Origin of the sequence: Burkholderia theae (assembly GCF_048565265.1) — a bacterium.
GTDB classification, from domain to species: domain Bacteria; phylum Pseudomonadota; class Gammaproteobacteria; order Burkholderiales; family Burkholderiaceae; genus Burkholderia; species Burkholderia theae.
Genome location: NZ_CP183461.1, coordinates 806889 through 831488 on the forward strand (window position 1 = coordinate 806889; position 24600 = coordinate 831488).

The window sequence follows — 24600 nt, forward strand, 5'->3', positions numbered from 1 at the left end:
TTGGCCGGCGGGCGCTTCCGCCTTTTCTGGCCGTTCCGGCCCTTTCGCCTTCGAGGAATCGCATTTGGATACGCTGCTTCATTTCGTCAATCTGGTTCTGCATATCGACGCATTCCTCGGCGATTTCATCCGGCAGTACGGCGCATGGGTCTATCTCGTGCTGTTCCTGATCGTGTTCTGCGAGACGGGGCTCGTCGTGTTCCCGTTCCTGCCCGGCGATTCGCTGCTGTTCATCGGCGGCGCGTTCGCGGCGACGGGCGAAATGAACGTCGGCGCGCTGATCGTGCTGCTGCTCGTCGCGGCGATTGCCGGCAACACCGTGAACTACCTGATCGGCCGCTGGGTCGGCCCGAAGGTGTTCAATACGCATATCCCGGTGCTCGAGCGCTTCCTCGACCGCGCCGCGCTGCAGAAGACACACTCGTTCTACGACAAGCACGGCGGCAAGACGATCGTGCTCGCGCGTTTCATCCCGGTCGTGCGTACGTTCGCGCCGTTCGTCGCGGGCGCGTCGTCGATGAGCGCCGCGCGCTTCCAGCTCTTCAACGTGATCGGTGCGCTGGTCTGGGTGCTGCTGCTCGTGCTGCTCGGTTATTTCTTCGGCAACATCCCGTTCATCCGGCAGTACCTGAACGTGATCGTGCTGGTCGGGATCGGTGCGGCGATCGTGCCAGTCGCGCTCGGCGCGGTGTGGAAGCTCGTGCGCGGGCGGCAGTCGAACGATACGCAGAAGACGGGCGGGCGCTGAGCGGGCGCGTATCCGGTTCTGTTTCGAGCAATAAAAAAGCGTGGCAATTCAATTTGCCACGCTTTTTTTTCGTCCGCCGCGCTCGTTACGCGCTGCGATGCGAGACCGGGGTTTCGGGCGTCGGGTATTGCGCGTCGCGGAACGTCTCGAGGATCACGCGGTTGGTGTCGCAGTACACCTGCCAGTAGTTCTCGGGTGCCGTTGACGGGCGCACGAACAGCAACGGGCCTTCCGGCGTGAACTGGAACACGCCGACGTCCGGCGCCGGGTTGGTCAGCACGTTCGGGATCTGCTGGATCGACGCTTTCAGGCGGTTGATTGCATCGACCGCATCGACGCCGTTGGCGATCTTCGCGGTCAGGTCGACGCGACGATGCGACGTCGCGCTGTAGTTCGCGATGTTGTCCGAGAAGATCTTGTTGTTGCCGACGATCGTCACGATGTTGTCGGGCGTGATGATCGTCGTGCCGAACAGGCCGAGCTCCTTCACCGTGCCGGTGACGCCGCCCGCGTTGATGACGTCGCCGATCTTGAACGGGCGCAGCACCTGCATGAACACGCCGGCGGCGAAGTGCGCGAGCAGGCCGCCCCAGGCCGTGCCGATCGCGAGGCCGAGGCCGGCGAGCAGGGCGGCGAACGAGGTCGTCTGCACGCCGAAGACCTGCAGGATCGCGAGGATCAGCAGGACCGTCAGCAGCACGCCGACGACGGAGGTCAGGTAATCGGTCAGCGTCGGGTCGACCTTGCCGCTGCGGCGGACGACCTTGCCGAGCAGGCGGGTACCGATGCGGATTGCCCAGCGGCCGATGAACCACAGTACGATCGCGGCAAGGAGGTTGAGGCCGAAGTCGAGGCCGCGGGTCATCAGGAATTGCTGGGCGGTGGCGAGATCGATCATGCGTTCTCCGAAGTCAAGAGTAAAAAGGGCGGCGCATGCACCGGGGTGGGTGGCGCTTTTATAACCTGACCTGTGCGGGCCGGGCAACCGGCTTTACGTTGCTTGACGTAATGAAAAACGGGCAGGACGCTTGCGCGTACTGCCCGTTGGCGGGTGTCGGATCGAGGCCGGCGGTGGCGCGCGAACCGGAAGTCGCGTTGCTTACGACGCAGCGCGGCCGTAGGTGTCTTCGAAACGGACGATGTCGTCCTCACCGAGATACGCACCCGACTGGACTTCGATCAGTTCGAGCGGAATCTTGCCGGGGTTCTTCAGTCGATGCGTCTCGCCGAGCGGAATGTAGGTCGACTGGTTTTCCGTCAGGATGATTTCCTTGTTGCCGTTCGTGACCATCGCGGTGCCCTTGACGACGATCCAGTGCTCGGCGCGATGGTGGTGCATCTGCAGGCTCAGCTGCGCGCCGGGGTTCACGATGATGCGCTTGACCTGGAAGCGGTCACCCTGGTCGATGCCTTCATAGGAGCCCCACGGGCGGACGACGCGGCGATGCGTGACCGATTCGTGGCGGCCGGAGGCATTCAGCCATTCGACGATTTTCTTGACGTCCTGGGCCTTGTCGCGATGCGCGACCAGTACGGCGTCGGCGGTTTCCACGATAACGATGTTGTCGAGGCCGATCGCGGCAACCATCCGGTGTTCCGCGCGGATATACGAATTCTCGACGGCGTCGGTGAAGATGTCGCCGATGAGCGTGTTGCCGTTCTCGTCGGCGTCCGCGATTTCCGCGAGCGCGCTCCACGAGCCGATGTCGTTCCAGCCGAGGTCGGCAGCGGTGACGACGGCGGCGCGTTCGGTCTTTTCCATCACCGCGTAGTCGATCGAGACGTTGGGGACGGCCGCGAACACGTCGGCGTCGAGACGGAGAAAATCGTTGTCACGCTTGGCCGACGCGAACGCGAGTTCCGCCTGGCGGGCGATCTCGGGCGCATGGCGATGCAGTTCCTCGATGTACGTGGACGCCTTCAGCATGAACATGCCGCTGTTCCAGTAATAGTTGCCGTCGGCGACGAAGCGCTCGGCAGTCGGCATGTCGGGCTTTTCGACGAATGCGTCGACCTTGTAGACCTGCTTGCCGTCGGCAATGGCCGTGCCGCGACGGATGTAGCCGAACCCGGTGTGCGCTTCGGTCGGCGTGATCCCGAAAGTGACGAGATGCTTGTCGGCCGCGATCATTTTCGCTTCGTTGGCCGCTGCGATGAATGCCGGCTCGTTGAGGATGACGTGGTCCGACGGCAGTACCAGCAGCAACGCATCGGGCGAGTCGTGCATCGCGAGCAGCGCGGCGATCGCAATGGCGGGCGCGGTGTTGCGGCCGACCGGCTCGAGCACGATCGACGACGGCGTGATGTTGACCTGGCGGAGTTGTTCCGCGACCAGGAAACGCTGATCGTTGTTGGTGACGATGATGGGCGCCGATGCACCCTGGAGGTTACGCAGGCGCAGCGCGGTTTGCTGGACCAGCGAGTTGTCGCTGGTCAGCTTGAGATACTGCTTCGGATAGCCGCCGCGCGACATGGGCCAAAGGCGAGTGCCGCTGCCGCCACACAGGATGACTGGACAAATGTGCATCGTGGTAACTCCCTAACTCTTGACGAACGTAAGATGGATTCGAATCGACATGCATGCCGCACGGATGCGGGGCGCGGATCAGTTCATGCGCGCTCCCGTGCGTCGCGCAGGATGTGCTGGAGCACGTTGCGGATCCAGCGCCCGGCTTTCTGGAGCGGCCGGAGGCGATCACCGTGGAGGCGACCCGATGCCCGCCGGGCGCCGGCCGCCAGTTGCGCCGCGACGGCTTCCGGTGTGGTGTAGAGCCGAAGCTGCCAGTCCCAGTACAGCGGATAGCGGATCAGGGCGCCTGCCGTCAGCATGTCCAGCGTCAACGTGCGTCGACGCCATGGCTGCGGGGTGATTGCGTCGTCCGTCAGTCCCCAGCCCGCGTAGAACGGCAGGCCGTAGGTCGAGACCGGCTTGCCGCGCAGCAACGCGTCGAAACCCGCGAGCGAGGACAGCGTATGGACTTCGTGCGCGACTTCGATGAGCGACAGCAGGTCGGCATCGCGGTCGACGACATCGGCCAGGCTGCCTGCGTCGACCAGCCCGCGCCGATTGCCCGACAGGACGTCCGGATGCGGTTTGTAGACGATGTACGCATGAGGGCGCTTCGCCCGTACGGCGTCGAGAAGCGCGTCTGCCGTCTGGATCGCTCCGGTGCCGAGACGGATCGATGCGTCGTCCGCGACCTGGCCGATGACCAGGGCCACCGTGGCGCCCGGCGGTGCTTGCCACGCCGGGGGGCGGCGTCCGAGGTTGTACTTCGTCAGGCCGGCGGACACGATCTGGTGGCGCAACGCGGCCGCGCGCGCGAGTTCGGCGTCGCCGAAGTCCGTGTCGTTCAGGATCGCCGTCAGGTCGCTGGGGCGACTGGCGTCGAAGTAAAGGCTGGTGCGATCGACGATCTGGCTGCGCGGCGCGATCATGTCCGAACCGAGTCCGTGCGAATGCAGGAAGCCGTCTTCGATCCGCACGGCATCGACGCCGGGCGGCAGCCCCTTGCTGTCGCGTGATCCCCACAGCAGCGCGTGCTCGTGCGTCGCGACTTCCGCTGCGGTGCGGGGCCAGCGCAGGGTGCCGCCGCCCGCCGTGGCGAACGGTGTGACGAACCCGCGCTTCCACCACTGAATGCCGACGCAGGCGACGGTCCGCAAATCGGCATAACGCCGCCGGACGTCGCGCTGGAGTTCGATCAGGTCGAGCAAGGCATCGAGCGTGCCGGATCGATGCGTGACCGGATCCCGATAACGGGCGAGTTGCAGGTAGACGCAGTCGAACAGCGCCGCGATGCTGGGTCGTGTGCTGCGTCCGGTCAGTGTCCTGGCATCGCGGGTGAGGCCCCAGCCCGCGTAATACGGATTGCCAAATACATGCACGCGACGATTTGCGAGCAAGGCGAGCATGCCTTCCGACGCATCGAGCACGTAGACGTGGTCGACGTGGCGCAGCATGGCCGGCAACGCGCCGTCGCCTGGCGCCGTACGCAGGCCGGGCGGCAGCGATCGTGCAACGGTCGATAGCCAGCGGCCGGTGCCGCCATCGCTCGAACGCGCGAGCCAGAATTCCGCGTCGGGATGGGCCGCGCGCGCAGCGTCGGCCATTTCCGCGAACGCGGCACCGCGGCGATGCGCGACGCTCCCGCCGACCCGAGGCGCCCGGGCACGCTCGTCGATCAGCAGCACGCGGGTGCGATCACCTGGCCCGAGCAGTTCCGATGGGCAGGGCGCATGCCGGTGCCGCCCGCCGGTCGCGCCGACGTCGACGACTCGAGCCATCAGGCGCGCGATATCGTCGGCCGATCCGGCCGCGGCGCGGCTTCGCAACGCTGCATCGAGGGTGGCGATCAGCGCGTCGTCATCGCCGGACGGAAGTTCGAACCACGACAGCGCGGCGTGGCCGCGACGCGGGGTTGCCCAGATGGGCCCGTGTTGCCCGGTGCGGCCGAGGTGTCGCGGCGCGGTGTGGCCGGGAACGGCCGTGCGCCCCGGCTGGACGGTCGCGGCGTCGCCACGCGAACGCGCGTCGGTCGGCATGGCGGCGGGAACGGAGGGCGGCAGCGTGGACGTCATCTACGTGAGCGAGGCCAGGAATGCGTCGACACGCGTGAAGTGGTCGGCCCAGGTCGGCGCGCGAAACTGCCCGAGTCGGGCGAGCTGGGTTGCGCGCTCGGTACTGTCGAGCCCGGCGTAGGCAAGGATTCGTTCGAACCAGCCCATGCCGTCGAGCGGATCCAGATAATCGGGAAGATCGCCGGCTATCTCGTGAAAGACGGGCAGGTCGCTCGCGAGCACGGGAATCCGCTGGTCGAGGGCTTCGATCAAAGGCATGCCGTAGCCTTCGACGAAAGAAGGAAAAAGCAATGCCTGCGCGTGCTCGAGCCATGCGCTCAGCCGCTCGTCCGGGCAGTTCGATTCCTCGATGACCGCGTCGCGCAGCGGACGGCTGCGCTCCAGCATGTCAACGACGTTCTCGCATTCCCAGCCGCGCCGCCCGATGATCACGAGCTTGGGCGCGGCGTTGCCGAACTGCTCGACCAGCCGACGCCACACATGCAGGATCAGCCAGTGATTCTTGCGCGGCTCGATCGTGCCGAGCATCACGAAGTAGCGGGCGTCGAGCGGGCGCGGCGCACCCCGGCGCGGTATGGGCCCCGGTGCGAGCGGCGCCACCGTGCAGGGCGGTGACGGCAAGCCCGATCGTTGCGCTTCGTCGACGATCGAGTCGAACGTGGCCTGCGAGTTGGCGATCAGGCCATCGGCATGCTTGAACGCGGTGTGGATGCGCACGCGATGGGTCGCTTCGACACCGGGGCGGCAATATTCGGCATGCGTGAGCGGGATCAGATCGTGAACCATGAATACCGAACGAATCCCGCGCCGCTTCATCGCCGTGTAATAGCGCGGATATTCCATGCCGTTGTGGCTGGTATGAAGCAGGATGCCGGGCATTTTGCCGAGACCGGCGCCGCTGGCGCACGCGCGCAGCACGAGTGCCGGAAGTGCGGGCGGGCGCGCGGATCCCGAAACCAGTTGCTCGAACAACCGCCGCGAGTCCTGCGCCGATAACACGACGGAGAAGCCGCGTTCGCTGAGGACGGCGCGTGCACGCGAACAATAATTCTCGACATAAGCCAAGCCGACGCGATCGACTCCCGTTGGATGCTGTCCAGCGCGGAGGCGAGTCAGGAGTCGCGTGACGTCGAGAAAGATCTGTGACACAGAGGTGGAATGGTCTTTTGCCTGAACTAGGGCGGTTGCGTGCCGGATCCCGTTGCTTATCTCATATATTTTTTTTGAGACGCGCCATTCTAGCCGACAACATGCGACAATTCTCGGAAAATTCTTATCTCGATTTTTGAAATAAGAGCGGCTTTCGTCAAGCAAACGTTATAAACGGGACGAGTCTTCGTAAGACTTTGTCTGGCTGGTGCCCACTGGAAGTCTTGTGCTGTACCGATAAAACGGCCAAGAAGCGGCTCTCGCCGAGGATGGTGCACGTCGGCAGTAATTCGCGACATTAGCTAATCCGGGGTGATTGGCTCTCGTTCGATCCTGTCAGGCGCGAAGGCGGGCCGGGCGTCCGGCAGCGTCGTGAAAGGTCCGTGACACGGAAATGCAATGACCTTCTGCTAGGCTCGGGCGGCCGCGTGGCGGATTTGTTGCGTATCTCATATATTTTTCGTGAGACGCGCCATTCCAGCCGACAACATGCGACAATTCGCGGCAAATTCATATCTCGATTTTGCAATACATGCGGCTTTCGTCAAGCAGATCATTATTGGTAGGGTGCGTCCTTGGGGTGGCTTTGCTTGCCGGATGCTCGAGTATTCCGACATCCGGGCCGAGTCGTTCGCAGATCGAGCAATCCGCGAGCAGTGCGAATCCGGAGGGCATCCAGATCGTGGATGTGACGGATCAGATTGCCCGCAAGTTGTTCGCCGAGCGCGGCACGTCGAGTTTTGCGACGGTGCTGGGCGGCGGAACCGAATTCCAGCAGCAGTTGGGCGTGGGCGACACGATCGAGGTATCGATCTGGGAGGCACCGCCCGCGACCCTGTTCGGCGCCGCGCAGGCGGACGTCAAGGCCGGCCCGAGCAACGCACGCGTGACGGTGCTGCCGGACCAGACGATCGATGGCGACGGGTCGATCAACGTGCCGTTCGCGGGACAGTTGAAGGCGGCGGGACGCACGCCGGCGCAACTGCAGCGGGACATCACGGCACGGCTGCGCAATATTGCGCACGATCCCCAGGTTCTGGTGAAGCTGGCCCGCAACGCGACGTCGTACGCGACGGTCGTCGGGGATGTGACGACCAGCAACCGTCTGCCGCTGACCGCTCGCGGAGAGCGCCTGCTCGACGCGCTGGCGGGCGCGGGCGGGGTGCGTCAGCCGATCGACAAGGTCACGATTCAGGTCACGCGCGGCACCAAGGTCGTGTCGATGCCGCTCGAGACCGTGATCCGCGATCCGCGGCAAAACATTCCACTGCATGCGGGCGACGTCGTCACCGCGTTGTTCCAGCCATACAGCTTCATGGCGCTCGGTGCGACGGGCAAGAACCAGGAAATCAATTTCGAGGCGCAAGGGATCACGCTTGCCCAGGCACTCGCACGCGCGGGCGGGCTGCAGGATTCGCGCTCCGATGCGCAAGGGGTATTCGTTTTCCGTCTGGAGGACGCCAGCGCGCTTGACTGGCCGACCTCGCCGGTGCGGACGACCGCGGACGGCAAGGTGCCGGTTGTCTATCGGGTCAATTTGCGCGATCCGAATTCGTTCTTCGTCGCGCAGAGCTTCATGATGGACAACAAGGATTTGCTGTACGTATCGAATGCCCCGATCGCGGAAGTGCAGAAATTCCTGAATGTCGTGTTCTCGGTGGCATATCCGATTATTACGGGCGTGCAAACCTTCCGGTAAGCGGCTGGCCGGAACGGCATCACGAGGCGGCGCGTGCGTCACGCGCCGGCATTGCCATTTTCAGGGCGATTGGACGCTTGCAGCCGGCTCGATGCCGGGTGCAGGTGGACGTTTAGTAGTGCAGTGACTGGGGGCGGCGTCGCCGCGGGGTAAGGCCGGAGGCTAGCCCGACTGACTGAAAGCAGAGACTTTTTCTGACTATCTTTGAGAGTATCGATGAGCGCAACAGCAATTATTACCGGCATCACCGGTCAGGACGGAACATATCTCGCGCAACTGCTGCTGGAGAAAGGGTACAAGGTGTATGGCACGTACCGTCGGACCAGTTCGGTGAATTTCTGGCGCATCGAAGAAGTCGGCATCATGGGCCATCCGAATCTGCATCTCGTCGAGTACGACCTGACGGATCTCAGCGCGAACATCCGCCTGCTGCAGACGAGCCAGGCGACGGAAGTCTATAACCTCGCCGCGCAGAGCTTCGTCGGCGTGTCGTTCGAGCAGCCGAACACGACCGCGTCGATTACCGGCGTCGGTGCGCTGAACCTGCTCGAGGCCATTCGCATCGTCAACCCCGGCATCCGCTTCTATCAGGCGAGCACGTCGGAAATGTTCGGCAAGGTGCAGGCGATTCCGCAGATCGAAAGCACGCCGTTCTATCCGCGCAGCCCGTATGGCGTGGCCAAGCTGTTCGCGCACTGGATGACGGTGAATTATCGCGAGAGCTACGGCATCTTCGGCTGCAGCGGTCTTCTGTTCAACCACGAATCCCCGCTGCGCGGCCGCGAATTCGTGACGCGCAAGATCACGGACACCATGGCCCGCATCCGTCTCGGCAAGCAGGACGTGCTGGAGCTCGGCAACCTCGACGCAAAGCGCGACTGGGGTTTTGCGAAGGAGTACGTCGAAGGGATGTGGCGCATGCTGCAGGCGGATCAGCCCGATACCTACGTGCTGGCCACCAACCGCACCGAAACGGTGCGCGACTTCGCGACGATGGCGGGCAAGGCGGCAGGCTACGACCTCGTGTGGGAAGGCCGCGACGAGAAGGAAGTCGGCATTGACCGCTTGTCGGGCAAGACCATGGTCCGCATCAATCCGAAGTTCTATCGCCCCGCTGAAGTGGATCTGCTCATCGGCGATCCGCGCAAGGCGCGCGAGGAACTGGGCTGGGAGCCGCGCACGACGCTGGAAGAGCTGTGCCAGATGATGGTGGAGGCGGATATCCGGCGTAACGAAGCAGGCGCGTCGTTCTGAACGCGGGCCGCCCCGGCGGCCGCGTCGCACACCGCCCCGCGACGGTTTTCCCCGCGCGGGGCGGTGCGCCGTCCGGGGCGCGGGGAAAAGATGGAACCGTTGTGTGAAGCTGATCCTATCCGTTGATCCAATTGCTCATCCGCTGACCGGCATCGGCCGCTACACGTGGGAGCTTGCCCGGCATTACCACGCGACGTCGCGCGAGCAGCCGGTCCGCTTCCTGCACGGCACGCGCTGGGTCGACGATCCCGCGCTGCTGCTGCGGCCGGGCGGGCTGGCGGGCGTACCCGCGAAGTCAGGCTGGCGCAAGCTTGTGCATTCCCGCAGGCTGGCGCGGTGGCGTCTGGCCCGCGAGATCGGCAGCCACTTTTGTCACGGTCCCAACTACTTTCTTCCCGACGCGGCGGAAAGCGGTGTCGTGACGGTGCACGACCTTTCGGTGTTCAAATTTCCGGAAACCCATCCGATCGAACGGATCCGTCATTTCGAAACGGGATTCGCGTCGACGCTTGCGCGCGCGCGGCACCTGATCACCGACTCGGAAGCCACCCGTCATGAAGTCGCGGCCTATTTCGGCTGGCCGCTCGAGCGCATCACCGCCATCCAGCTCGGCGTCAGCGACGCGTATCGCGTACACGCGGCGGACGAGCTGACGGCGACGCTCGCCGGGTTCGGCCTGCAGGCGGGCACCTACGCACTGTGCGTGTCGACGCTCGAGCCGCGCAAGCGCGTCGATCGACTGATTCGCGCGTACGGACGGCTGCCGGCGGCGCTCAAGCAGCGCTATCCGCTGGTGTTGGCGGGCGGCAAGGGCTGGCTCAATGACGCGCTGCTCGCCCAGATCGAACAGGCCGAACAGGCCGGATGGCTGCGCTATCTCGGCTTTGTCCCCGAAGCGTCGTTGCCGGCGCTCTACGCCGGCGCCCATGCTTTCTTTTTTCCTTCGGTCTACGAGGGCTTCGGCTTGCCCGTTCTCGAGGCGCTTGCGAGCGGAACGCCGGTGCTGACGTCGAACAGCACGTCGCTGCCGGAAGTGGCGGACGGCGCCGCCTGGCTCGTCGAACCCGATCATGACGATGCATTGCTGGACGGTATCGAGCGTGTCCTGACCGACGACGAGTGGCGTGCCGATGCAATCCGCCGCGGGCTCGATGTCGCGGCGCGGCATCGCTGGTCCACGTGCGGAGATCGTACGTTGGCGCTTTGCAGGGAACTGGCGCAGTGAATGCGCGTCGGCTCGTTGGAGTGGCGGAGCGGTTTCCGGAACAGATATTTTCAATGACAACATGAGCAATCACCATCACGACATCCACACGCCGAACGGGGCGACTGTTGAGCAACTCCTTGCCCTCGACGGCGAAGCGTTCGTCGATCGCGCCTATCGGACCTTGCTGGGGCGCGCGCCGGATGCGGGCGGCCGCCAGCATTACCTCGGAATGCTCGGTCGCGCGGACGGCAAGGCGCGCGTGATCGCGGATCTGCATCTGTCCGCGGAGGGGCAGCAATATCCGGTGCAGATGGGTGGGCTCGACGCGTTCGTCACGCGCTATCTGGCCGCTCGTGCGCCGATGAAGTCGCTGCTGCGACTGTTTCGCACGCGTCCCGCGCCGTCCGGCGCGGGTACTGCATCGCCGGCGCTCAAGGCTCCGGTGCAGGCGCCCGCACCCGCCGCACCCGTGGCACCGGCTGGCGCGCCGCCCGCGGTCGTCGATTCCGGCCGACGCGGCCCGACGCGCGCGGCGCCGCGCAACCAGCCGGTGTTCTGGTTCGATCTGACGACGTCGATGGAATGGACGGGCGGCGTGGTCGGCATCGTCCGCGCCGAGCTCGAAATTGCGTGGGGCCTGAAGAAGATCGACCCGAATGTGCGCTTCTCGATGCAGAAGGGCAATGGTTTCGTCGAGATTCCGGACGAACAGCTCGCGTGGCTGTTCGACGCGCCGAACGTGATCGACGCGTACATGAAGTTCTTCGATCGTTACCAGTCCGGCAAGACAGCCGGCCAGCCGTCGACCGCGCGCAGCGTGCAGGTCGACCTGCCGGACGCCCGCACGCTCCATCATCCGTATTGCAAGGGTGACGTCGTGGTCAGCATGGGCTGGATGGATAGCCAGAAGGAAGCCTATTTCTCGAAGGTGAAGGCGGCATTCCCGCACATCTTCGTCGTCTACCTGATTTACGACATCATCCTGTTGCGTCCGGAGACGCGGCACCTGTATTCGGAAATCGGCCAGAACAAGTTCGAGGGCTACATCAAGTGGATCTCGGAGACGGCCGATTTCACGCTGTTCGGCGGTGAAACGGCGAAGAAGGACACGCGTGCGCTGCAGGCGGAAATGAACTGGCCGTCGCCGCCGGGCGAGGCCGTCAAGTTCGGTTCGGACATCATGAAGTCGACCGATTCGTCGCAGGACGCGAAGCTCCTCGAAGAGATCGGCATTACCGGCCCGTTCATCATCACGGTGGGCTCGATCGAGCCGCGCAAGAACCACGATACGCTGTACCGCGCCTATCTGATGGCGCTCGCGGAGCGGCCGGACGACACGCCGCAGCTCGTCATCTGCGGGCGGCAGCTTGGCCAGGTGGCCGACCTCGTCGATTCGATCGACCGCGATCCCCGTCTTGTGGGCAAGGTGCTGCGACTGTCGCCGACCGACACCCAGCTCGCGGCGCTCTACAAGCATTGCCGCTTCACCGTGCTGCCGAGCCTGTATGAGGGCTGGAGCCTGACGCTGCCGGAAAGCCTGAGCCAGGGCAAGTTCTGCCTGTCCGCCGATACGCCGCCGCTGCGGGAAATCGGCCGCGACCTGATCGACTACGCGTCGCCGTGGGATGCGCGCTCGTGGGCCGAGAAGATCCTGCATTACGCGACCGACGACGCTGCGCTGCACCGCTACGAGCGCCGTATCGCGGAAGACTGGACCATCACGACGTGGAAGGACACCGCGCAGGCGATTCACCAGCACGTGAAGCGTTTCGTGGCGACGGCCGTGCCGACGCGCCGCGAACCCGAGGTGTGGATGGATCTGACGCTGACGTACCTGCATTGGCAGGGCGGCGTCAACGGCATCATCCGGGCCGAACTCACGTTCGCCCGCTATCTGCGCGAACTGGCGCCGAACACGCATTTCTTCGCGCACGATCACGGCCACATGTTCGAGATTCCGCACGACATGCTGCTGTGGTTGTTCAACGATTCGGACCTGACGGTCGCGTACAAGAGTTTCCACGACTTCTGGCACAAGCACGAGGCCGACGGCACCGGCTATCGCAGCCCGTTCCGGGCGTCGAACGGCGCCCATGAAGGTCACGCGGCGATCGTTCACGCATTCCCCGACAACTCGATCGTGTTCTTCGCCGGCATCGAATGGGAACAGAAGCTGATGAGCGCCGCGGCGCGCGCCAGCCGCGAGGGAAATGCGGTCGTCGCGTCGCAGCTGATCTACGACCTGACGCCGCTGCTCGTACCGCACCTGCACCAGCCCGAGACCTGCGACGGCTATCACCGCTTCGTGGAATTCGCATCGCAGAACTTCGACCACATCGTGTACGGCGGCCAGACGGCCCGGCGCGACGGCATCGCGATCCAGAAGCAGAACGGCTGGAAGACGCCGCACAGCGACTACATGGAGTTCGGATCGGACATCAATGTCGAGCACCGTGGCACGACCGCGGACGATCACGCCGTGCTCGACCGGCTTGGCGTCGGCCGCGATTTCATCATGACGGTCGGAACCATTCAGCCGCGCAAGAATCACGAGACGTTGTACAAGGCCTACGTGACGCTGTACGCGCGCGGCCAGACCAATCTGCCGAAGCTCGTGTTCATCGGCAAGGAAGGCTGGAAGTCCACCGATTTCCTGACGATTCTCCGTGCGGATGCGCGGATGAAGGACCGGATCCTGGTGATCAGCCCGACCGACGAGGAACTCGACGTGCTGTACCGGCATTGCCGCTTCACGCTGCTCCCGTCGTTCTACGAGGGGTGGAGCCTCACGTTGCCGGAGAGCCTCAGCTACGGCAAGTTCTGCCTGACGGCGGACGTCGATCCGCTGCGCGAGACGGGGCGCGATCTGGTCGAGTATGTCGATCCGCTCGACACGTTCGCGTGGGCGGATCGCATCGGCTACTACATCACGCATCCGGAAGCCGTGGCGAAGCGCGAAACGCATATCCGGCGTGAATGGAAGCCGCGCAGCTGGAAGCAGTCGACGGAAATGCTGCTGGACGCGCTTTACGAAGCCCATGCCGAGAAGGTGCGGGCGAATGAAACACGATCAGCGGCGGCATTGACGCAGACGCGATCGGCATAATGAATCGGAGAGGGTCAAGATGGCTTCAATCTTGGTGACGGGGGCAACAGGCTTTGTCGGGCGGCATCTGGTCCGTCAACTGCAGGAACTGGGTCACGACGTCGTCGGAACCACGACGCGTGGCGGCGACGGCGCCGAGGTCTGCGACCTGCGCGATCGCGATCGGGTGCACGAAGTGGTGCGCACGGCCGATCCGGAGGTCGTGATTCATCTCGCGGCGCTGTCGTCGGTGACGCTGGGCGCAACGCTCGAGTACTACGAGACCAATCTCGTCGGTACGGAGAACCTGCTGCAGGCGGTCGATGCGCTCGGCAGCCGCCGCCGCTTCATTTTCGTCAGCACGGCCGGCGTCTATGGCAATCAGAAGACCAGCCTGCTGTCGGAAGATCTGGCACCCTTGCCGGTCAGTCACTACGGCATCAGCAAGTTCGCGTGCGAGCGGGTCGTCGCCAATTTCGGCGATCGGCATGACATTACGATCGCGCGCCCGTTCAACCTGATCGGCGTCGGGCAGAGCGGCAACTTCATCGTGCCGAAGCTGGTCCAGCATTTCGCGCGGCGCGAGCCGTCGATCCGGCTCGGCCGTCTCGAGCCGGTGCGGGACTACATCGACGTTCACGCCTGTTGCGATATTCTGGCGAGGCTGATCGGGCAGTCCGCATCGTATGGCGAAGTCGTCAATATCTGTTCGGGACGCGGTACGTCGGTACAGGAATTGCTCGACGTGATCACGGACATCTGCGGACACCAGATCGAAGTCGTGGCCGCGCCGGAATTCATGCGCGCCAACGAAGTATTCAGGCTGCTCGGCAGTACCGAGAAGCTCGATCGCCTGCTCCCGGAACGTCAGCCGTTGCAGCCGATCACGAACGTAATGCGCGAGATGCTCGCGGCAGCATCCGAGGACGCTTTGCGTTGATGGCGTGCGTCGCCTGTGGGCAACGCGTTGCGACATCGACGCTCGCGTGATGTACGAATTCTGAACACACGACGAGTGAATTTCCGATATGAAAATCGCGATTGTTTCGAATTGCCAGGGCGATGGCCTTGCAAAGTGCCTGATGGCGATGAACGCGACGCTGGAGGTCGAGTTTGTCGTGATCACCAAGCTCTGGGACGGTAGCGTGCAACTGGGCGATCTTCTGCGAGATTACGATCTCGTGCTCGCGCAGAAGATGATCGAACCGCATGTCGCAGCGGAACACGCGCACAAGGTCCACTATTTCCCGAGCTTCGCGTTCCCGGCGTTTCATCCGGACATGACATACGTTCGCGGAACCCGGCAGGATGGCAAGGTCGATACGGTGTACACGCCGATGGTCCACTACAATTCGGCCATCGTGCTGCATGGCTATTTGCGCGGATTGTCGGTCGACGAGATCGTTGCATCGTTCGGGCACGAGACTTTCTCGCGGCTTGGCTATCTTGACGGATGGCCGACCGCAAAGGCAGCCTTTCTTCAGGAAGCCGACGAAATCGGTCTGCCGCTCTCGGATCGCTTCGACAACTGGGTCAAATCCGGCTGCTTCATGTACTCGTTCAACCATCCGTCGATCCACGTGATCGCGGATGTCAGCGCGGATCTGCTCACCAAACTCGGCATCGAGATCCACAGCCGCAACGCGGCGCGTTATGTGGTCGACGACCTGCGCACGATGCCGGTCTGGCCGATTTATCCGGAAATTGCCGAGTCGCTGGGCCTGTCGGGTGACTATGCATTCAAGCGGCATGACCCGCACGGAACGATCAGCCTGCGGCAGTTTGTCGAGGAGTCGGTGGCGGCTTACGCGGAATTCCAGCGCGATACGCTCGAGCCGCTGAATTTCCGCCTCGACGAATACGATCGCTTGCTGGGTTTCACGGCGAACGGAGAGCGGGTCGAACCGCAAGGCCACGTGAAGCGCGCGCCGGGGAAGGGCAATCCCTATCGCGGTCTGCCGGATTTCCATTTCTGGAAACGTGCGGTCGCAGAGCCGGCGATGGAGGATGTCGATCCGGTCTCGTCTCCGCGCTTCACGGTCGCGCGTGAGCAGAAGGTGGCGACCGCCGGTAGCTGCTTTGCGCAGCATATCGCCCGAACCCTCAGCGCGAATGGTTTCAACTATCTCGTCACCGAGACTGCGCCCCCCGAACTGGACGCGTCACAAGCGCACGCCCGCAATTTCGGCGTGTTTTCCGCGCGATACGGGAACGTCTATACCGCGCGTCAGCTTCTGCAGCTGATCCGCCGCATCAACGGCGATTTCGTTCCGGCGGAGCAATACTGGATGCGCGACGACGGGCGCCTGGTCGATCCGTTCCGGCCGCAGATCGAGCCGGACGGGTTCGCGGATATCGATGCGCTGGTGCATGCGAGGGACGCGCACTTCGCGTCCGTCCGGGCGATGTTCGAGCAGATGGACGTGCTGGTCTTCACGCTGGGCCTGACGGAAGGCTGGCGCTCGAGGGAGGATGGCGCGGTCTATCCGCTCGCGCCGGGCGTCGCGGGAGGCAGCATGGATCCCGAACGCTACGAGTTCGTCAATTTCACGGCGAGCGAAGTGGTCGCGGACCTGCAGGCGTCGCTCGACCTGCTGCGCGTGATCAATCCGGCCGCCAAGGTGATCCTGACGGTGTCTCCGGTTCCGCTGATCGCCACTTTCGAACCGCGACACGTGTTGACGTCGACCACCTACAGCAAGTCCGTGTTGCGGGTGGCGGCCGACGAGATCCGCGCGGCGAATGCGCATGTCGAGTATTTCCCGTCGTACGAGATCATCACGGGTGCGTACACGCGGGGCGCTTATTTCGAGGAAGACCTGCGCTCCGTGAAGGACGCGGGCGTGGCGCACGTCATGCGTCTGTTCCTGCAGCACTACATGACGTCCGACGATGCGACATCCGATGCTGCGGCCCGCGCACATCGGGAACTCGCGAACATCGTCTGCGACGAAGAGGCGATCGCCAACTTCCAGGTCGGCTGATGTCTGGACCGCTCGCGCGCCTAGTGCGCGAGCGGTGCCGTGCGATCGAGATCGCCGATCAGTTCACTGAAGCGCGCCGCGCTTTCACCCCACGTCAGCGGCCGGATTCGCCGGCTGTCGGGCGCGGTGCCGGCGCGAACCTTTTCCACCCATCCTGCCAGCTCGTCCGCGAACGCGGTTGCGGTTGCCGCGTCGAAATATTCGACATGCGATCCGGCGATCTCGCGAAAGACCGGGAGGTTGCGCGCGAGCACGGGTAGTCCGTAGCGAGCGGCCTCGACGAGCGGCAGGCCGAATCCTTCGGCTTCGGACGCCATCAGCACGCCGTGCGCGTCGCGATATTGCCGTTCCAGCATCGCGTCGTTGCTGTCCCGCAACCAGGTCAGCGGATGGCCGGTCTGTTCGAACCGATGCAGGCGCTCGACGACGTCGTCCGCGCGCCAGCCTTTCCTGCCGACGACAACCAACCTGACGGACATGCCGCGCGCCCACAGGATCTCGAGTGCGCCGAGTGCGAGTGCGTGCCCCTTGCGTGGTTCGATCGTTCCCACCATCAGCAACGTAACGGGTTCGCCGGGCGATACGGCACGCGCGGGCTGGGTCAGATCGTCGGAGCATGCATTGAAGTTCGCACCGAGATGAAACCAGTCGACGGAGGGTGTGCCGACGGGCAGCCGGTATCGCGTGTGAAGCCACGCACGGGTGCTCTGGGCGACGGCGTCGGAGATGCAGAACAACGCATCGGCGTGAAGCGCCAGGCTCGCGAGCCACTTGCGGAAGGCGGTCGACGAGCGTTTGGTAAACCAGGCGGGATGCGTGGCGGGCAGCAGGTCGTAGACGACGAATGCACACCGCACGCCGCGCAACTGCAGTGCGACGAGATCGGCGCGCCGCGCCGGCACGATGCTGCTCGCGAGATCGAGGCCGATGAACAGATCGCCCGGATGGACGACCAGCTCGTCGGATCCGACGGCTGCCTCGGTGCCGGTCAGTGCCGTTGCGTACGCCTGCGCGTAGCGATACGGATGTTTGCGCGTCGCATGGATGAAGCGCATTTCGAATCCGGGCGGCGGTGCCTTCAGGAGTTCCAGTGACAGCGAGCGCACGGCGCGCTGAATGCCCGTGCCCGCATCATGCCGCGCGATGATCGATACATCGATCAGCAACTGTCGGGCACGGTGCGTATCCGTTGCGGTTTCGCTTGCCGCCCGCCCGCGCAGGTAGCGACGCGTCGCGGCCATCAAGGGCGACGGGAGTTTCGTCGCCAGATTGCATAGCAGGCGGACCGGCAGGGAAGGCTGAATGGTGCGTACTTCTCGCGTCATCGGAGCGATCCGACCATCATTGATGGATCGTATTCTGGTAGAACGAATAGGCGTCGTCGATCGCGTCGAACGTGTGCAGCTTGCCCTCGACGAGGACCGCGGCATGATCGCAGTGCTGCCGGATGTAGCCGGCATCGTGGCTGACGATAATCAGCGAGCGGTCGCGGCGCCGCTCGAACAGTTCGTGGTGGCACTTCTCGTGGAACCGGCTGTCCCCGACCGCGATGATCTCGTCGATCAGGAAGCAGTCGAATTCGATGGCCATCGAGATCGCAAAAGCCAGTCGCGCACGCATCCCGGCCGAGTAGGTTTTCACGGGCTCGCGCAGGTAGTAGCCCAGTTCCGAGAATTCCTGGACGAATGGCTCGGCTTGCGTCGCATCGGCGCCGTAGACGCGGCAAATGAAGCGCAGATTGTCCATGCCGGTCAGGCTGCCCTGGAATGCACCGCCGAACGCGAGTGGCCAGGACACGCTCATCGCGCGCGCCACGCGGCCGGATGTCGGCAGCTCCGCGCCGCTGATCATGCGGATCATGGTCGACTTGCCCGCGCCGTTGCGGCCCAGGATCCCCAGTTTCTGACCTTTGTCGACGCGCAGGTTGATCCGGTCCAGGACCGTGCGGCGGCCCTGGCGGGTGTGGTAAGTCTTGATGACGTCGGTAAGTTCGATCATTCCGGTTCCACGCGCAGACTGGTGTCGCGTACCAGCAGCAGCCCGATCAGCAGCAGGACGAGATCCGAGGTCACCATGTACGTGACGTCGTAATGGGGCTTGACGAGTGCGCCGAAGTAACCGGCACGAAGCATTTCCGAGCCATGCACCATCGGAATCCACAGCACGATCTTCTGCGCGGCGGGAGGCAGCCATTCGACCATGAAGGCGGCACCGGACAGCGGAAACAGCAGGTACGCGACGGTATGCCAGAGGCGATCGATCGTTTCGCTGCGCTCGCTGAGTGCGCCGATCGTGAAGCCGAGGCCACAGCCGAGTACGACCAGGTAGATCCATCCGCCCAGCACGAGCGAGATGTCGTGAGGCGGTTCCATCATGCCGAACACGACGAAAAAGATCGACAGGAACAGAAACGACATCGTCGCGCCGGAGATCTCGACCAGCAGGCGCGCCATGAAGAAGTCGATCACCCGCACATTACGGTGGTAGAGCAGGCTCTGATTCGGTTCGATGGCGAGTGCGCAGCGGTTCGCACAGTTCCGCCAAAGCAGGATGGTCGAATAGCCGGTGACGGCGAACGCGGTGATCGGCAGATTGAGGCCATGGGTGGCCTTGGTTGCCGTCCATAGTGCGGTCACGCCCAGCGTGAATGACATCGGCTCCAGAAAGATCCACAGGAAACCGAGGTTGTGCCGGCCGTAACGCGTCAGAATCTCGCGCATCAGCAGCGCACCAAGCACGCGACATTGAATCTGGAACGAGCGGTAGAGCGGCGTGTCGTGTGTCACCATGCGCCTCGATCAGTCGTGGTGCTCGCGTACGCCTGCCAGCAGCAGGCTCAGCACGCCCCAGACGATCATGCCGAGTGCGAACACCTCGAAAATCCGCTTGAGGCGTTTCGGTTCGATCGCCACATCGGGGGTGTTCGGCTGAACGAGCCGCTCGAGATACAACTGCTTGCGCTGGGCTTCCGCACGTGCGTTCTCCAGTGCCGACATCGCCGACCCGAGCTGCTTGTCCGCGAATTGGGAATCCAGTTGCAGGCGTGCGTAGACGGCGGCCTTGTCGGACAGCGAGCCCTTTCCGCCCGCGACATTGCTGGTGGCGTCCTTGATCTGCGTCTCGAGCGCCGCGATGTTGGTCTTCAGAACCGGAATCTGCGGGTTCTGCGGCGAGATCGCGAGGAGTTGCAGCAGTTGCGTGCGCGCCGCGAGCATCTGGTTCTGCAGCAGGGTGACCTGCTGCAACTGCAGCGCTGACTGCTTGTCCGGATCGAACACCGTGTGCGAGTTGCGGTAGGACGCCATTGCGGCTGCTGCGTCCTTGGCCTTCGCGGTGGCGAGATCGACCTGGGTCTGTGCGAACTGGACGGTGTCGGTGGCCGCCCGCTCGTTCATCCGGTTGACCAGGTGTTCGCTGATGTCGAGCAGCGTCGAGTTGATCCTGGCTGCGTCTTGCGCCGTGTACGCGCGTACCTGCAGGGTCGTGATCGCTGAGGCAGAGTCGAAGTCGACCGTGACGATGTGCTGGCCGTAGTACTTCCACAGTGCTTCGAAGCTGTTGTCCATCCAGCTATTGAAGCGGCTGACGAAATCACCGTGCCGGGAATAGGCGTCGACGATGTAGTCGCGCTGGTTCAGTTCCCGCAACGCATCGCGGGACTGGATGTAGTCGATGACCGAATACGTGTCGTCCTGCGCCTTTCCGAAGGTCGTGCCCTGCAGGAGCGCGCTGACCATGCTCGTCTGCGCCTGCCGTGACGCGGAGCGGACGACGAAGCGCGATTCCGAAACGTAGACGTCGGATGCAATCAGGCCGAAGTAAAGTGTTGCAATGGCCGTCGGGAGGATAACCGTGGCGGCAAACAGACGGTTGATCTTCTTGAGCCGCGCGCCCAGTTTTCCAGGCCGTTGCGCGGGCGGTGTCGCCGTGCTACCTGATACGTTTTCCACCAACTTCTCTCATCCAGACTGATTGGCTCTTTGAGCGCCACAAAAATATTGTGGCGGCTTTATGACAAAAGAGCAGAATGTCGGTCAAGCATGACAAATAATTATTCCACGGCAGTATTTTTGCAGCCTTCGTGGCGAGGCGGCACGGGCCGTCGAGTAAGGAATTAGTCAGAAATTGGCGCGTGTCGCACCGACCGGATTCCGTCAGGCGGCTTAAAGTGCCCAGAGCCGCTGATTATAGCGATCGGACGCGAAATGCGCCAACTTGTGGATATTTGGCACAGTCTGTATTTATTGCCCCCTCAATGCTATATTCGCGTCTCCCGGAGCGGCTGACAGTGCCCGCTGTTATTCAATGGAGAGCCTGGGCCGAGTTCGAGTCGACCCGTCGACATGCTCGGCGGGGCTCGTTTTGTCGGTCGACACATTCGATGTCTCGCGCGTTTCTCGTATTGCAGGGCACGGCTTCACCTTTTTTCAGTCGTTTGTCCCGTGCGCTGCGCGGGCGCGGGCACGCGACGTACCGGGTCAATTTCTGCGGTGGCGATGTCCTGTATGGCGGCGCGAGCGCGGCACTGGACTACCGTGGCGAGCCCGCAGGCTTGCCTGACTGGTACGAGCAGATCGTGCGTTCAAAGGATATTTCGGACGTCATCATGTTTGGAGACTGCCGCGACATTCATCGACCCATGCACGACATAGCCCAGGCCAACGGGCTGCAGGTGCATGTGTTCGAGGAAGGCTATATCCGTCCGCACTGGCTGACGCTCGAACAGCATGGCGTCAACGGCCGGTCCCGGTTGCCGCGCGATCCGTCGTGGTACCTCGATCGGCGCTCCAGTACGCCGCCGAGCGAGCCCGGTCAGCCGACCGGCTACAACCTCTACGAGCGCGCGTTCCACGATATCAGCTACCGGGCTGCCAATACCCTCTACGCGGCCCGCTTCCCGCATTACCGCAGCCATCGGCCGCGGAACGGGCTGGTCGAGTATTCCGGGCTGGCGAGCCGCATGCTGAGCAAGCAGCGGTACGCGAGCGAGGCGGAGCGGGTCACGCGCGAACTGCTGGAATCAAAGCATCCTTATTATCTGTTCCCGCTGCAACTGAATTCCGACGCCCAGATCGTCGCTCACTCGCCGTTCGATGGCGTGCTGGCCGCGATCGATCAGGTGCTTGCTTCGTTCGCCCGGCATGCGCGACCGGACACGCATCTCGTCATCAAGAACCATCCGCTCGATACGGGGCTGATCGACTATCGCCGTCATGTGCTGCAACGCGCGGCGGAGCTCGGGATCGGCGCGCGGCTGCGGTTCGTCGACGCAGGCCATTTGCCGACCCTGCTCGAGCACGCGCGCGGCGTCGTGGTGGTCAACAGCACCGTCGGACTGTCCGCGCTGCACCACCGACGGCCGCTGATCGCGCTTGGCACGGCGATCTACGACATGCCCGGGTTGACCTGGCAGGGCGGGCTCGACGCGTTCTGGCGCGAGGCCGGCGCGCCGGACGGCGTGCTGTACCAGGCGTTTCTCGACTACGTGATGCATTACACGCAGATCAACGGCGATTTCTACACCCGGACCGGCATGGCGATGGCGACGGAAGGGGCGCTGCGGCGATTCGAAGGTGCGCATGGCTAGCCCGGCGCCGCAGCGGATTGTCGTGACCGGTGCGAGTGCGGGCCTCGGGCGTGCGCTCGCATTGGCATACGCCGGCCCCGGCGTGACGCTCGGGCTGATCGGCCGGGACGCGGAGCGGCTCGAGGCCAGCGCGGCGGCGTGCCGCGTGCGCGGCGCGACGACGCTGACCGCCGCCATCGACGTACGCGACGCGGCGGCACTGCGGGACTGGCTCATGCGTTTCGACGACGCGGCGTCGATCGATCTGCTGATCGCGAACGCCGGTGCCGCCAGCACGCTGACGTCGGCGGAGGACTGGGAAGATCTCGGGCGGACCGCCACCGTCGTCGACACCAATTTCTACGGCGCGATGCACGCCGTTCTGCCGGTACTGGAGCGCATGCGCGCGCGTCGATGCGGGCAGGTGGCGCTGGTGGCGTCGCTGGCCGCGCTGCGCGGCATGGCGATCTCGCCGGCGTATTGCGCGAGCAAGGCCGCACTCAAGGCATACGGCGATTCGGTGCGCCCGTTGCTGGCGCGCGACGGCGTCCATCTCGCGATCGTCTTGCCCGGGTTCGTCAAGACCGCGATGAGCGACGTCTTCCCGGGTGACAAGCCGTTCATGTGGTCGGCGGACAAGGCCGCCGGCCATATTCGCCGCAAGCTGGCGGCGCGGCGCGCGGAGATTGCATTCCCGGGGCTGCTCGCGCTCGGCATGCGCCTGTTGACGCTGCTGCCGGCGCGGCTCGGTGACGCGATACTGGGCGGACTGTCCTATCTGCCGCGACGGGAGCGCTAGCTTGAGCGTTGGCGTATGGCTCACGCTCCCGATCGCGCTCGGCGCGTCGTTCGTGCTGGATGCGCTGGCGCTGCCGCGGGCGCGCCGGCGCTCCGGTGCCGCACGCGTGTTGCATTGTCTTGCGCTCGTGGTTCTGACCGGCGTAATGCTGTTCGCGACCCGGCGGCTCGTGTTTTCCGTCTGCATCGCGGTCGCGCTGGTCGGCCTGTTGGCAACCGTGAGCAATGCGAAGTACGAGTCGTTGCGCGAGCCGTTCGTTTTTACCGATTTGAGCCTGTTCAGCCAGCTGTTCGCGCATCCGCGGTTGTATTTGCCGTTTCTGAGCGTCGGCAAGGTGATCGGAATCGTGATCGGCGGCGGGGTGCTGCTGGGCGGCTTTTTTGCGGAGCGGCCGCTGCACGGGGGGCTCTGGCTGGTCGCGGTGCTCGTCGCGGTGTGCGCCGCCGCGGCCTGCTCGCTGGCCGCACGCTTGCCCCTCACGCTCGATGCCGGTGAGGACCAGCAGCGGCATGGTTTTTTCGCGGTGTTCGTCGCGTACCTGCTGAACGGCCTGCGGCCCGCCACGCTGCGCGCGTTCGAACAGGTCGCGCGGTCGGGCCCGTATGCAGCGGGCGCGCCGATCGCGGGCCCCGACGTGATCGTGATCCAGAGCGAGTCGTATTTCGACGCACGGCGCCTCGGCGCGGCGATCGATCCCGCGAACTATCGGCACCTGGACATCGCGCGCCGGGAGTCCTGCTGTCACGGCGAACTGTTCGTGCCGGCCTGGGGCGCGAACACGATGCGCACGGAGTTCGCGATGCTGAGCGGGCTGGCGCCGGCGCGCCTTGGTTATGCCCGCTTCTATCCGTACGCTTTCGTGCGGCGTGCATGCGCATCGATTGCAGCGTGGTTTCGGCAGGGCGGTTACACGACTGTCGCGATTCATCCGTACTATGCAGATTTCTTCGGCAGGAACCGGGTCTTTCCGTTGCTCGGATTCGACCAATTTCTGGATATCGAACATTTTGCCGACGCCCCGCGAGCCGGTCCGTATATTGCCGATTCGGCCGTGCTGGATGCCGTCATCAATGCACTGGACGAACCTCGGGACACGCCGCGGTTCGTATTTGCGATGACAATGGAAAACCACGGCCCGTTGCATCTGGAACCAGTTTTGCCCGGTGAAGCGTCGTCGCGACATGCTCTCGGCGAGGACGCCTCCTGGCGCGACCTGACTGCCTATCTGCGGCACATTGAAAATGCAGACGCGATGATCGGGCGCTTGCTCGATCATTTGCGCACCAGCGATCGTGAAACGGTCGTTTGCTTCTACGGCGACCACGTTCCTGCCTTGCCTCATGTTTTTCATAAGCTGGGCGCTACGCCGCAACACAGCGACTACTTCATTTGGCGGAATTACGGCGCAGGGACTCCTGAATACCGGGATCTGGTGGCCGAGGAGTTGGGGGCGGCACTGCTGCGTGTGGTACAAGATGACGGAAATCGTGCGGGAAAGCCGTGCGCATCCGAGAAAGCGACATAAAAG

Annotated in this window: 18 protein-coding genes; 10 read left to right on the forward strand and 8 right to left on the reverse strand. The window is 64.0% G+C overall.

The window, feature by feature from the left end:
• The first annotated feature begins 64 nt into the window (after nucleotides 1-64).
• A complete protein-coding gene (locus ACN22W_RS03800) occupies nucleotides 65-748 on the forward strand; it encodes a DedA family protein (protein ID WP_419686298.1) in 684 nt (227 codons plus the stop codon).
• Nucleotides 749-833: 85 nt separating this feature from the next.
• Here ACN22W_RS03800 and ACN22W_RS03805 read toward each other — a convergent pair whose 3' ends face one another.
• The 4 genes from ACN22W_RS03805 to ACN22W_RS03820 form a co-directional block, all read right to left on the reverse strand.
• On the reverse strand, nucleotides 834-1646 hold the full coding sequence (locus ACN22W_RS03805) for a mechanosensitive ion channel family protein (protein WP_129513784.1): 813 nt from the start codon (nucleotides 1644-1646) through the stop codon (nucleotides 834-836).
• A gap of 201 nt (nucleotides 1647-1847) precedes the next feature.
• Entirely contained in the window at nucleotides 1848-3275 is a 1428-nt protein-coding gene (locus tag ACN22W_RS03810; RefSeq protein WP_419686300.1) for a mannose-1-phosphate guanylyltransferase/mannose-6-phosphate isomerase, read from the reverse strand.
• A gap of 83 nt (nucleotides 3276-3358) precedes the next feature.
• Nucleotides 3359-5329, reverse strand: a complete 1971-nt coding sequence (locus tag ACN22W_RS03815; RefSeq protein ID WP_419686301.1) for a capsular biosynthesis protein — start codon at nucleotides 5327-5329, stop codon at nucleotides 3359-3361.
• Nucleotides 5330-6478: a glycosyltransferase family 4 protein gene (locus ACN22W_RS03820; RefSeq protein WP_419686303.1), complete on the reverse strand. Its 1149-nt coding sequence runs from the start codon at nucleotides 6476-6478 to the stop codon at nucleotides 5330-5332. It lies immediately after the preceding gene.
• 532 nt (nucleotides 6479-7010) lie between these two features.
• Between ACN22W_RS03820 and ACN22W_RS03825 the strand changes: the two genes are divergently transcribed.
• The 6 genes from ACN22W_RS03825 to ACN22W_RS03850 all read left to right on the forward strand — a co-directional run bounded on the left by ACN22W_RS03825 (nucleotide 7011) and on the right by ACN22W_RS03850 (nucleotide 16707).
• On the forward strand, nucleotides 7011-8177 hold the full coding sequence (locus tag ACN22W_RS03825) for a polysaccharide biosynthesis/export family protein (RefSeq protein ID WP_129513787.1): 1167 nt from the start codon (nucleotides 7011-7013) through the stop codon (nucleotides 8175-8177).
• Nucleotides 8178-8393: 216 nt separating this feature from the next.
• Nucleotides 8394-9431, forward strand: coding sequence for a GDP-mannose 4,6-dehydratase (gene gmd / locus ACN22W_RS03830; RefSeq protein WP_129513788.1), 1038 nt, complete (start codon nucleotides 8394-8396; stop codon nucleotides 9429-9431).
• Nucleotides 9432-9534: 103 nt separating this feature from the next.
• Complete coding sequence (locus ACN22W_RS03835; RefSeq protein ID WP_129513789.1) at nucleotides 9535-10656, forward strand: glycosyltransferase family 4 protein; 1122 nt, start codon at nucleotides 9535-9537, stop codon at nucleotides 10654-10656.
• Between the two features lie 61 nt (nucleotides 10657-10717).
• A complete protein-coding gene (locus tag ACN22W_RS03840) occupies nucleotides 10718-13744 on the forward strand; it encodes a glycosyltransferase (protein ID WP_419686305.1) in 3027 nt (1008 codons plus the stop codon).
• A gap of 19 nt (nucleotides 13745-13763) precedes the next feature.
• The gene (locus ACN22W_RS03845) at nucleotides 13764-14663 is read left to right on the forward strand and encodes an NAD-dependent epimerase/dehydratase family protein (protein WP_419686307.1); all 900 of its coding nucleotides are present in this window, start codon (nucleotides 13764-13766) and stop codon (nucleotides 14661-14663) included.
• A gap of 142 nt (nucleotides 14664-14805) precedes the next feature.
• Nucleotides 14806-16707, forward strand: a complete 1902-nt coding sequence (locus ACN22W_RS03850; protein ID WP_419686309.1) for a GSCFA domain-containing protein — start codon at nucleotides 14806-14808, stop codon at nucleotides 16705-16707.
• Between the two features lie 20 nt (nucleotides 16708-16727).
• Here ACN22W_RS03850 and ACN22W_RS03855 read toward each other — a convergent pair whose 3' ends face one another.
• From ACN22W_RS03855 to ACN22W_RS03870, 4 genes are read right to left on the reverse strand one after another with little or no spacing between them, the layout of a single operon-like run.
• Complete coding sequence (locus tag ACN22W_RS03855) at nucleotides 16728-18032, reverse strand: glycosyltransferase family 4 protein (protein ID WP_419686311.1); 1305 nt, start codon at nucleotides 18030-18032, stop codon at nucleotides 16728-16730.
• A gap of 16 nt (nucleotides 18033-18048) precedes the next feature.
• Nucleotides 18049-18705: an ABC transporter ATP-binding protein gene (locus ACN22W_RS03860; protein WP_129513793.1), complete on the reverse strand. Its 657-nt coding sequence runs from the start codon at nucleotides 18703-18705 to the stop codon at nucleotides 18049-18051.
• Complete coding sequence (locus tag ACN22W_RS03865; RefSeq protein ID WP_419686313.1) at nucleotides 18702-19496, reverse strand: ABC transporter permease; 795 nt, start codon at nucleotides 19494-19496, stop codon at nucleotides 18702-18704. The genes ACN22W_RS03860 and ACN22W_RS03865 overlap by 4 nt, the downstream gene beginning before the upstream one ends.
• Before the next feature lie 9 nt (nucleotides 19497-19505).
• Entirely contained in the window at nucleotides 19506-20657 is a 1152-nt protein-coding gene (locus ACN22W_RS03870) for a hypothetical protein (RefSeq protein WP_129513795.1), read from the reverse strand.
• A 431-nt stretch (nucleotides 20658-21088) separates the two neighbouring features.
• Here ACN22W_RS03870 and ACN22W_RS03875 point away from each other — a divergent pair, with 431 nt between their 5' ends.
• The 3 genes from ACN22W_RS03875 to ACN22W_RS03885 are packed head-to-tail and all read left to right on the forward strand — an operon-like array spanning nucleotide 21089 to nucleotide 24597.
• Complete coding sequence (locus ACN22W_RS03875; RefSeq protein WP_419686316.1) at nucleotides 21089-22294, forward strand: capsule biosynthesis protein; 1206 nt, start codon at nucleotides 21089-21091, stop codon at nucleotides 22292-22294.
• Nucleotides 22287-23072, forward strand: coding sequence for an SDR family NAD(P)-dependent oxidoreductase (locus ACN22W_RS03880; protein WP_419686317.1), 786 nt, complete (start codon nucleotides 22287-22289; stop codon nucleotides 23070-23072). Before ACN22W_RS03875 ends, ACN22W_RS03880 begins: the two co-directional genes overlap by 8 nt.
• A gap of 1 nt (nucleotide 23073) precedes the next feature.
• The gene (locus ACN22W_RS03885) at nucleotides 23074-24597 is read left to right on the forward strand and encodes an LTA synthase family protein (RefSeq protein ID WP_419686319.1); all 1524 of its coding nucleotides are present in this window, start codon (nucleotides 23074-23076) and stop codon (nucleotides 24595-24597) included.
• The last annotated feature ends 3 nt before the right edge of the window (nucleotides 24598-24600 follow it).